This is a genomic window from Brevundimonas sp. (assembly GCF_036677305.1).
Taxonomy (GTDB): Bacteria; Pseudomonadota; Alphaproteobacteria; order Caulobacterales; family Caulobacteraceae; genus Brevundimonas.
Map to the genome: position 1 here is coordinate 1 of NZ_JAKFEB010000029.1, position 10,396 is coordinate 10,396.

General features: G+C 68.2%; 11 protein-coding genes and 1 tRNA gene. 2 read left to right on the forward strand and 10 right to left on the reverse strand.

What is annotated here, in order from left to right:
* The 5 genes from V6M42_RS01995 to V6M42_RS02015 form a co-directional block, all read right to left on the reverse strand.
* Window positions 1-1,310 (reverse strand): GH92 family glycosyl hydrolase (locus V6M42_RS01995; protein ID WP_332676788.1); only part of this gene is annotated, 1,310 nt, incomplete at its 3' end.
* 68 nt (window positions 1,311-1,378) lie between these two features.
* Window positions 1,379-1,513 (reverse strand): DNA methylase, encoded by a 135-nt coding sequence (locus V6M42_RS02000; RefSeq protein WP_332658842.1) that lies wholly within the window; start codon window positions 1,511-1,513, stop codon window positions 1,379-1,381.
* A 71-nt stretch (window positions 1,514-1,584) separates the two neighbouring features.
* Window positions 1,585-1,983 carry a hypothetical protein gene (locus tag V6M42_RS02005; protein WP_332676790.1) on the reverse strand — a complete coding sequence of 133 codons (399 nt, stop codon included), beginning with the start codon at window positions 1,981-1,983 and terminating at the stop codon, window positions 1,585-1,587.
* An 11-nt stretch (window positions 1,984-1,994) separates the two neighbouring features.
* Window positions 1,995-3,263 carry a pilus assembly protein TadG-related protein gene (locus V6M42_RS02010; RefSeq protein WP_332676792.1) on the reverse strand — a complete coding sequence of 423 codons (1,269 nt, stop codon included), beginning with the start codon at window positions 3,261-3,263 and terminating at the stop codon, window positions 1,995-1,997.
* Window positions 3,260-3,706, reverse strand: coding sequence for a response regulator (locus tag V6M42_RS02015; RefSeq protein WP_332676794.1), 447 nt, complete (start codon window positions 3,704-3,706; stop codon window positions 3,260-3,262). Before V6M42_RS02015 ends, V6M42_RS02010 begins: the two co-directional genes overlap by 4 nt.
* Before the next feature lie 171 nt (window positions 3,707-3,877).
* Here V6M42_RS02015 and V6M42_RS02020 point away from each other — a divergent pair, with 171 nt between their 5' ends.
* Both V6M42_RS02020 and V6M42_RS02025 read left to right on the forward strand, forming a co-directional pair.
* On the forward strand, window positions 3,878-7,216 hold the full coding sequence (locus tag V6M42_RS02020) for an EAL domain-containing protein (RefSeq protein ID WP_332676797.1): 3,339 nt from the start codon (window positions 3,878-3,880) through the stop codon (window positions 7,214-7,216).
* Window positions 7,217-7,259: 43 nt separating this feature from the next.
* On the forward strand, window positions 7,260-7,655 hold the full coding sequence (locus tag V6M42_RS02025) for a response regulator (protein ID WP_332658837.1): 396 nt from the start codon (window positions 7,260-7,262) through the stop codon (window positions 7,653-7,655).
* Window positions 7,656-7,747: 92 nt separating this feature from the next.
* Here the strand turns inward: V6M42_RS02025 and V6M42_RS02030 are convergent, their stop codons facing one another.
* From V6M42_RS02030 to V6M42_RS02050, 5 genes are all read right to left on the reverse strand, one after another.
* Entirely contained in the window at window positions 7,748-7,957 is a 210-nt protein-coding gene (locus tag V6M42_RS02030; RefSeq protein ID WP_332676798.1) for a hypothetical protein, read from the reverse strand.
* 591 nt (window positions 7,958-8,548) lie between these two features.
* Entirely contained in the window at window positions 8,549-8,785 is a 237-nt protein-coding gene (locus tag V6M42_RS02035) for a hypothetical protein (RefSeq protein WP_332658835.1), read from the reverse strand.
* Window positions 8,782-9,384, reverse strand: coding sequence for a hypothetical protein (locus V6M42_RS02040; protein ID WP_332676800.1), 603 nt, complete (start codon window positions 9,382-9,384; stop codon window positions 8,782-8,784). The genes V6M42_RS02035 and V6M42_RS02040 overlap by 4 nt, the downstream gene beginning before the upstream one ends.
* A complete protein-coding gene (locus V6M42_RS02045) occupies window positions 9,362-9,781 on the reverse strand; it encodes a GreA/GreB family elongation factor (protein ID WP_332658833.1) in 420 nt (139 codons plus the stop codon). The genes V6M42_RS02040 and V6M42_RS02045 overlap by 23 nt, the downstream gene beginning before the upstream one ends.
* A 499-nt stretch (window positions 9,782-10,280) precedes the next feature.
* Window positions 10,281-10,356, reverse strand: a tRNA-Lys gene (locus V6M42_RS02050).
* Window positions 10,357-10,396 lie beyond the last annotated feature (40 nt).

Consider the following 10,396-nt stretch of genomic DNA (forward strand, 5'->3'; position numbering starts at 1 on the left):
ACGGCGTGATAGCCGATCATGGTCCAGGTTTCCTGACCGTGGAACGACCAGACCGGCAGGATGCCGTAGGGGCTGACCTGCTGGGCGGCGATCAGCGAGTTGACGATGTCGGTGTTGCGCGCCGGCGGGGCGACGAGCGTCAGGAGCGGGTGCTCGGCGCGGAAGGTGTCCCACAGCGAAAACGTCGAATGGACGGTGAAGTCGGACTGGTGGATCTGCTGGTCCGGCCCGCGCCAGCGGCCGTCGGCGTCGCCGTGGACCGAGGGCGCGATCAGGGCGTGGTACAGGGCGGTATAGAGGGTGGTCCGCATCTCGGGCGCGGCCTCGATCTGGACCACGTCCAGCGCCTCTTCCCACCGGGCCCGGGTGGCGGCGCGGACGCCGTCGAAGTCGAAATCGCCGCCCTCTGATTCCAGATTGGCGATGGCCCCGGCTTCATCGACCGAGGAGACGGCGACCTTGACCAGCAGCGGCCCCGCGATCTCGCCGAAATCGAAGGCGGCCTCGAGCTGGCGGCCCTGGACCTGGTCGCGGTCGGCGGGGGTGCGGCCGGGCTGGCGGAAGCCGTTGTAGGGGATGGCCTCGTCCCGGTCCTTCAGCTCATGGCCGACCATGGGGCGCGAGAAACGCATGGCGAAATAGATCTGGCGGGCAGGGGCCCAGCCGCGCGTCTCACGGAAGCCGGTGACCGTGCCGTCGGGATGCAGCCGGATGCGCGACCACAGCACCTTGCCCGGGTAGTCGTAGATGGAGTTGCGGAAATCGAGCAGCACCCGCGCCGGCGCGCCGCGGGGGAAGCTGTAGCGATGCAGGCCGACGCGGACGCCCGCCGTCAGTTCGGCGCGCACGGCCGAGTCGGTCAGGCTGACGGCGTAATAGCCGGGCTCGGCGGTCTCGGACGCCTTGCTGTAGCGCGAGCGGTAGCCCGAACCGGGCTGGTCGGCCGCGCCGGGATCCCATTTGATCTCGCCCGAGATGGGCGTGATCAGCACATCGCCGAGATCGGAATGGCCGGTGCCCGAGAAATGGGTGTGGGAGAAGCCCATGATCGTCGGGTCGTCGAAGCGGTAGCCCGAGGCCCAGTCATAGGACTGGCGGAACGGCCGGTAGTCGGTGTCGGGGCTCAGTTGCACCATGCCGAACGGAGCGACGGCGCCGGGGAAGGTGTGACCCTTGCCGGCGGTGCCGATGAAGGGATCGACGGCCTCGAACGGCGTGGGAAGGGCCGGCGGCGGTTCCTGCGCGGTCGCGCACCCCGCCAGCGCCAGAGTCAGAACCGCCGCCAATACCGTGCCCTGGCCGATCCGCATGCCAAACCCCCTCCGCGAAGAAGCCGTGAGCCTAGGCAGGATGGAGGGGCGAGGGAAGGCGGGTCGCGTCAGGCCGCTTCGGCCTGTTCCGCCGGGGCGGCTTCCAGAATCTGGCGGACGATGTCGGCGCAGCCCAGCATCGGCAGCGGCTGGCCGAACCGGGCGCGCCATTGCCGGTCAAGCTCCATGTCTTCGCTGCTCATTTCCGGGGTCGTCATAGATTGAGAAAGTTCCACAAAATGAATATGTTGCGAGATGGTCGCCCAGGTTGGCGCTATTCGCGCCGATCATCCCCGCGGCGGTCCTCGCCCCGCATCCCGCCATTCGCCATCATCAACTCAAGCCGGATTTCCACCAGCCTGAGTTCAATCGAACCGAGCGCGAGCAGGAGGGCCGAGGTCATCAGCGCCGCCCCTTCGAAACCGATGACGGCGATGGCGACGGACAGGTCCAGCATTTGCGCCCCCAGCAGCGTCAGGACAAGGGCGGCGACGCTGAAGACCACGCCGAAGGCGCCGACAGCCTTGAGGAGCGACTGCCGGGGCGCCTTCTCGTTGATGCGGCTGCCGGGTTTCCGCCGATCACGGCCGCGGCGCTCGCCCGGGGCCTCGCGCCGTTCGGACGGAAGCTTGCCGTCGATCCGGTCGGCGATGCTTTCTGCTTCAACAGACATGAGCTACCTCGTTACTCGATAAGCCGGGAACCGCCCGTGTGGGGGCCGACCCCTTCCGGCACCGGAACATTGGTGGCGTTGTAGTTGGCGTTGATGAACAGCGAGGGAGAGCCGTTCATCTGCAGCATCCTGGCCACGATGACGGTCCAGGCGCTGTCGCGCGCGACATCGGCCTTGCCCTCGACGAGCAGCCGCGCGGCCGGGACATAGATGACGCCGAGCAGGCTTTCGACATTGTCGCTGGAGATGATGAAGTCCTGCGGATTGTCGCGTGTCGCGGCCATGACGATGCCGGCGTAGGGACCTGTGGTTCGGCCGGACAGGCGCACAAGGGCGCTGTCGATGAAATCAAATTTGGAGGCCTTGTCGAAGAACAGCACGACGTCGTCGCCCTCGAGACGCGCGGTGTCCTTGATCACCAGCTTGCCGCCGAGGAACCAGTGCTCGCCCGGCTCCAGGATCAGGGTGCCGGTTCCCGACATCTCGAGGCCTCCGCAATGGACGCCGGGCCGAAGCCGGGTGATGCCGACGGCGAGCTTGAGCGGTTCCAGCAGCGCGCCGATGGGGCAGTCGAGACCCCTGTTTCGCGTGAGGTCCAGGTTGGCGAACGGATCGTCGATGCGCGCCGCCCCGGTGCCGGGCGATGGACTGATCGCGCCGGTCGCCGAGGTCACGGCCTGGACGGCGGCGGCGGTGATCGACCCGCCCGCAACCAGGATGTCCCGATTGGAGTGAACCATGCAGGCCGGCGCGGTCAGGCGACCGGTGTCATTGACGTTCAGAACCTTCGTCTGGGACCCTCCGGTGACCAGGACGCACAGGGGAACCAGACCCAGCGAGGTCGCCGTGGCGTCGCCCGAGAAATTCCACCCGCCCGGCGGCAGCATGTTCGCGAAGAAGGAGGGGCGATGCCCCCTGAGCACGACGTGGATCGCCCGTTGACCGCCCTGGTTGACGATCTCGTAGGTGCCCTCGAAGTCCGGCGCTTCGGCCCATTCACTCATCGCGCCCGTGACGAAGGCGGCCGCCCGTTCCTTGGCCGCGGCGCCGTCGGTGGCGAGAGCGAGCGCCGGCGCGCCGGCCAGGGCGCCGGCGTCGGCGATGCTCTGCAGCCGGGTCTGGGCGGTGTGGACGGCGAAAAGGTCGACGGCGCCGACCCCCAGCAGGATGACCGTCGGCCCGATCAGGGCGAATCCGAGGGCGATGTTGCCGCGGGTGTCCGACCGCAAACGCCGCAGGCGCGCGCCGAGCCTCCGCAGGATGCGACCGACCACCGTCACGCGGCCCGCTCCGCGCCGACGCCGTCCGGGGCGGCTTTCCGTTCGGCGCGCGAAGCGCGAAGCACATAGAGCATCTGGTAGGAGAGCAGCCGCCAGTTCAGCGGCTTGGTCACGAACGATGTGGCTCCCAGCCGGAACGCCCGATCGATGGCCTCGACGTCCTCGCGGCCTGTCTGGACGATCACGGGGAGGTCCCGGGTGCGCGGGTTGGCCCGGAGGGCGGCGAGCGTGTCGAACCCGTCGAGAACCGGCATCTCGAGATCAAGCAGGACGATGTCGAAACCTTCGATCAGCCGCTCAAGTGCTTCCGCGCCGTTCGCGGCGACATCGACACTGGCTGCGGGGGACGCCAGATTCACCTGTGCGAACTCGCGCAGGATCGGATCGTCGTCCACGAACAGGATGCGCGCGCTCTCATCGAGCACATAGAAAAACTCAGCCACTGTGTACCTCCGGGGCCCGTCGGCCCCGTCGTTTTTAGTCCCGACACGGTGAACTTAAGGGACGAGTCATTAAGCGTCTGTATCTTGCTGATATCGCAACCCGGGCGCTCCAACTTGCTTAGTCCGAAACTGTACACAAGCGGATCGATACGCCGAAAACTGATCGGACTCGTGTTGTCGTCGTTGCTGACGACTTGCGTCGTCACCGCGACGCTGGCGGTGTGGATCGACGCCAGGGACCAGTCCGCCCTTGAGACCCAACGGCTGACGCAGACCGCCCGGGTCATCGCTTCGCTGGCCGCGGATCCCGTCCGGTCGGGCGACTCGGCCGGCACGTTCGCGGCGATCCGCTCGATCAGTCAGATGCCCGATATCACCTATGCCCGCATCACCGGCCCAGGCGGCCGGCTGGTCGCCGAGACGGGGGGCGGCGTCCGCCTGACCTCGGACGCCACGGTCGGTCAGGGAAGCGGATCGTCGTTCTGGTCAGTGCTGCGCAGCGGCACGCTGCAGACGACCGTGCCGGTCGTCAGCCAGGGTTCGCAGGTGGGGGAGATCACCCTTCTCAGCCAGACCCCCGGGCTGAAGTCGCGCATCCTCGCGGCGGTCCTGACCGGTCTCGCGGGCGCCGGGGTCGCGCTGCTGGCCGGACTTCTGATCGCGATGCGGATGGCGCGCCGGATCAGCACGCCCATCGTCCAGCTGGCCGCCTTCACCAACGAGGTCCGGCAATCGGGCGACTTCACCCGCGCCCCGGAGATCACGGCCGACGGCGAGGTCGGCGAACTCGCGTCGGGGATCCGGTCCATGATGGCGGACATCAGGGTCCGGGACGACCGTATCGCGGCCCATGTCGCGGGCCTGGAACAGGAGGTTTCGGCGCGCACCGCCGAGTTGCGGGTGGCCAAGGAGGTCGCCGAGGCGGCGACGGCGGCCAAGTCCGACTTCCTCGCGGTCATGAGCCACGAAATCCGGACGCCGATGAACGGCATCCTCGCCCTGAGCGAACTTCTCTCGGGCTCGGAGCTCGCGCCCCGTCAGCGCAGGTATGCGGACGTCATCGCCAAATCGGGCAAGTCGCTGTTGTCGATCATCAACGACATCCTGGATTTCTCGAAGGTGGAGGCCGGCAAGCTGGACCTCGAGCATGTCGAGTTCGATCTGACCGAGGCGGCCGAGGACGTGGCCGGGCTGTTCACGGAGCGCGCGCGCGAGAAGGGGCTGGATCTGGCCGTCTATGTCGATCCCGCCCTGCCGCGCGTTTGCGGGGATCCGACCAGGCTCCGGCAAATCATCGGCAACCTGACCAACAATGCGATCAAATTCACGGACGCCGGCGGCGTTCTGATCAGCATCGAGGCCGACGCAGACAGGCCGGAAGGCTATATTCTGGCCGTCAATGACACCGGTCCCGGCATACCGGAGGACAAGCTGCCCGGTCTGTTCCAGGCCTTTTCGCAGGCGGACCAGAGCACCACGCGCAAACATGGCGGCACGGGCCTCGGCCTGACGATCTGCGACCGGCTGGTCCAGGCCATGGGGGGCGAGTGGCGGCTTGAGAGCAAGCCTGGCGCGGGCTCGACCTTCGCCTTCGCCGTCACCCTGCCGAGCGCCGTAGACAGCGTCGTCGTCGCGCCGCCATCCCGGCGTCTGACCGCCACGGTCGACGGGGTCGGCGTCATGTCCAGCCGCGCGTTGCGTGGTTATCTCGCGGCCTTCGGCGTCGACGTCGTCGCGGACGGGGCTGCGGCGGATGCGGCCTTCCGCGCGCCGGGCGGCGCCGTCGCGGGGGTTCCCACGGTTCTGATCGCCTCCGGCGAGGCCGAGGTTCCTTCGGGGGCGTGCGTTCTTCAGACGCCGCTGCGTCGGACCGAGCTGGAGGCGATCGCCCGGCAGCTTCATTCGGGTGAACCGCTCGTCGTGCCGGAAAGCCGCACGGGGGCGTTCATGTCGGTCCAGTTCCCGGGCGCGCGGGTGCTGGTGGTCGACGATTCGGAGGTCAACCGCGAGGTCGCCGGCGAGGCGCTGGCGCGGCTGGGCGCATCCGTGACCCTGGCGGAAGACGGTCTCCAGGCCGTGGAGCGCTTGCGGACCGATCGCTACGACCTGGTCCTGATGGACGGCTCGATGCCCAATCTCGACGGGTTCGAGGCGACCGAGATCATCCGGGCCGAAGAAGCCGCCCAGGACCGCCCCAGGGCGACCATCCTGGCGCTGACGGCCCATGTGGTCGGGACCGCCGCCGGAGCCTGGCAGGCCGCCGGCATGGACGGGGTGATCTACAAGCCCTTCACCATGAGCGATCTCGCGGAGGCCCTCGGTCTCCACTGCGCCGGCCTGGCGACGCGCGAACAGGCCGCGCCTGCCGAAGACGCGGCGCCGGCGACGGACGTCGACACGGATCTGTTCGATCCGGTGGTCCAGGCCGAACTGGACGTCATGGCCCGCAACGGCCGGCCGGATTTCGTCGCCAAGATCGAAGGGCTCTATGCGGCCAATGCGCCCTTGCGTCTGGCCGACCTCCGCAAGGCCATGACGGCCGGGAGCGACGACGAGGCCGCGCGGGCCGCGCACGCCCTGAAATCCATGAGCCTGAGTCTGGGGGCCTCGGCGGTGGCGAAGGCGTCGGCCCTGGTCGAGAGTGCGGCGCGCGCCGGGCATGGCGCGTCGATCGAGGTCGACCGCCTCGCCGATCTGCTGGATCGGACGCTGTCCGCCCTTGAGGATCGCGCCGGCGAGTCCGGGGCAATTTCTCCGAAGGCCCGCACCGTGGCCCAGGATCTGGACGAAGCCCTCGAGCGCGGGGACCTCCGGCTCGTCTACCAGCCCATGATGGACCGGAACGGCGTCTTCGCCGGCAAGGTCGAGGCCCTGGTCCGGTGGACCTGCCCCGAGCGGGGCGAGCGCCGGCCGGACGAATTCGTGCCGGCGCTTGAAGCCGCGGGGGCGATCGTCCGCCTGACCGACTTCGTCCTTGAACGGGCCATGCAGCAGGGCGTCGAGCGGCAGGACCTGCGGATTTCGATCAACGCCTCGGCGGACGAGTTCCAGAGCGAGGATTTCGCCGATCGCGTCGCCGGCGCGGCGGCCCGCACGGGCTATCCGGTCGAGCGGGTCGAGATCGAGGTGACCGAGACCGCGATCCTCGACATCGAACGCGCCCGCCCCACGCTGGAACGGCTGGAGGCGATGGGGGTGGGGGTGGCGCTGGATGACTTCGGCTCGGGCTACACCAGCCTGGAGTCCCTGAGGCGCCTTCGGTTCGCAACGCTGAAGATCGACCGCAGCTTCGTCACCCGCTGCTGCGACGACACGGCCTCGGCCGCCATCATCCACGCCGTGATCGGCGTGGGCCGCGCCCTCGGCATGAAAATCGTCTGCGAGGGCGTCGAAACCGAAGACCAGTTCCGGTTCCTGAGAACCGCGGGGGTCCATTATATCCAGGGATATTTCTATCACCGCCCGTGCGACTTCGCCGACCTGCCCGTCGACGAACGGGTCGCCGCATGAAATCCCGCCCCGTCGCCAGCGCAATACAGTAACGGAGTCTCCAATGGCCTCTATTCTCGTCGTCGATGACGACCCCACCATTCTCATGATCGCGAGTGAGATCCTGACCGGGGCCGGTCACCAGGTTTCGGAAGCCGGAGACGGCGACGAAGCCCTGAAACTGGTCGCCGAGACCCCGTTCGACCTCGTCATCCTGGACATGCTCATGCCGAACAAGGACGGGCTTGAAACCATCGCCGAACTGCGCGGCCGTCGCCCGCGCATGCGGATTCTCGCCATCTCGTCGGGCGGACGGATGGATGCCGGCCAGTTGTTGCGCATGGCGCTGGTGTTCGGGGCCGACGAAACCATGGTCAAACCCCTGCATAGCGACACCCTCACCGAGGCGGTCTCGCGCCTGCTGTCGATGCCGATATCCGACGCCGCGCCGGGCGCCTGAGGGCCCGCGCCCGTCCCGGGACCCGATGAGGGCCTGCGCCTATTTGCCCGCGAGGCCCGGCGCCGTTGTTCGCACGGCATCCGACCTGCTCCCTATGCTTCCCTCCCGGACGGCGGCGGGACATCGCGACGGCCCTCCGCCTTCGGCCTCTCCGCTTCGCCTGACGGATGGGAGATCCACGGCGAGAACACCTCGCCGATTATATCGTCGACGCGCGCCGACCGAAGGGCGGCGGTCGCCGCTCCGACCGCGAGCGCCGCGAACACGGCGCAGGCCAGTACGCCCAGGGCGATTTCCATCATCTCGGGATGCTCCGCAAAAAGGGGTAAGGTCGCCCGGACCCGCGTCGGGCGAGGCATTGTAAAGCCGGCCCCCGGATCGCTCCGGGGGCCGGGTCCGGCCCGTCGGGGCCTACTTCGCGCCCACCAGGGGAGGGACGGCGCGAGATTTCACCAGCTGCGCCAGGCTGTCCGCCGCCTTGTCCGGCTGCTTCGCCTGTTTCGGCTTCCTCGGCTCACGACTCGAGCGGCTCTTCTTGCCCATCCGGGTATTCCTTGCGGCCAGCATCGATACGGTCGGGGCGCGCCTGCGCCGCCTCGCCGGATCGATGAAATTCAGTTGAATCGCCTGAGGCGCCGGTCGCGCCTCGCGATGGCTCGGGACATCCCTGTTCCGAACTATCGTCGGAACAGGGCTAGACGCTCGGGATGAGGCGGACGGGGCGTCGAGCCGGACTGGTCGGGTGCTGGTCCATATGTTCTATATGGAGTGAATGATGAGAAAAGTCAAGCAAACCAAACGGGCGGCGGAATGACGGGTACGTTGCGGGTAAATATAGCGAAGAATTCAAAGACTGCGTATTCTTGAAACAACTTTCCGCAGGGGGGCGAACGCTATTCCTTCTGCCTCTCGTGCGCGGGGCCGACGCCGAGCGTGGGAGCGCCGTCGCTCGTCGCGCTGTGTTCGAGCCAGGCCAGCGCGGCGCCGGCCACGCCCAGCAGGAGGACCGTCGCCAGGAGCAGCATCCGACCGCCGGCGCGGCGTGAACGGCGCGGGAGTCCGGCGCGGAAATAGACAGGCGGCCGGTCGTGGCCCACCTCGCTGCCGACGATGTTGTGGCGCTCTCTCATCCGCTTCTCCCGCGGCGAGCCCAGCCCGCCATCCTGTCCAGACCCCGGAGCCAGCCGGGCGCCGCCGCCATCAGTTCATCCGCCCGGTCCCTGAGCCGCGGGATCGCGCAGAGCATGGCCAGCCGGATTCCGGGGCCCGCCGGGATCGCCGGATGGTCCCACAGCATCTCATGCAGTTCGGCGTCCTCGCGCAGACTGGCGGCGAGCCGCCAGGGGCCGGTCTCGTCCCCCAGGCGGTGCAGAAGGCGGCCTTCAATGGACTCCACCAGGGCGTCGGTCGCGGACGCCCGGTTCGGTCCGAGCGCGAACACCTGGCGGGCAATCGCGGCGCGCGCGTCGGCGTCGACCTCGCGCCCCAGCAGCGGTCCGTCCTGGTCGCCGCGTTCGACGACCCGTTCGATGGCCAGGCTCAGCAACTGGTCGCGGGCGAGAGGCGACAGGGCGCATTCAGCGGCCTCTGCCAACAGCAGGGCGCTGACGTCCGCGCCGGGCCGGCGGGTCGAGAGGTCGGCCTCGTCCCACCGCGCGGCGGCGAGGGCTTCCGCGCACGCTGCGTCTAGTCGGCCCGCGGCCCGATTATTCGACGGCTGCTTCGCCATTCGCCACCTCCACCAGTCTGAGGCGGTGGGGGCGACCCCTGTCGTCGCGCCATTCGATCTCGGCGTCCGGCGTCAGCCCCAGGAGGCAGGCGCCGACGGGGGTCAGCACCGAGACCCGCTGCTGGTCGATGTCCGCCTCGCTCGGCAGGACCAGCTGGATACGGCTCGGCTGGCCGCCGGCGGCGTCTTCATAGGTCGCCCAGCTGCCCAGGCGGCAGAACGGCCTGGCATTGTATGACTCGCCGACGACCACGGCCCTGCCGAGTTCCAGTTCAAGGAGGTCCACCCCGGCGGTTCGGGCGGGGGCGTGATCGAGCAGGGTCTGGAGCGTTTCCAGGTCCTGGCTCGTGATGAGGATGCGCGGCTTTCGCGGCGCGTTCTGCTTGGCGCTGGCCATGATGGTTTCCAGGTTTCGCGCGGCCCGACGGGAGCGCGGCGCGTTAGAGGTCGCGCCCTCGTTCTGATCAAGGTGCGAACAACGATGTCTGATGAACAGTGTTCCGGCCGTCTTGGACGCGCGCGGGAAATATCCTGCGGGCTCGAGGCCGGAATAGTTAAATGGAACGGATGTGGATCCCCAAACTCTAAGCTTCCGCTTTAGGTGAGTTCGGGGCTAGGCGCCTGCGACGAGACGTCCCGCATGAAGCGTATTCCGCAATTGTACGGCGAATTTCCACATTAGATCTCGAAGATGGGGCCCCCGCTGCGTCGTGTCAACGGCCGCGATGATCCGTCAGGAGCGCTGCGGCGACCGACCGCAGCCGGGCGGATGACGCGCCAGACCTCCGCGCACGGATCTTCATCGATGGCCCCGCGACCTTCGGGTGCCCTGGGGCGAGGCCGCAAAGTCCCGCCGCGGCAAGACCTTCAGCGGTAGGGGATGTGGGGAAGGACGATGGTGGGTGATGTAGGGTTCGAACCTACGACCCGCTGATTAAGAGTCAGCTGCTCTACCAACTGAGCTAATCACCCGGACCATTCGTCGGGCAGAGCCACGCAAGGCTCGTGCCGT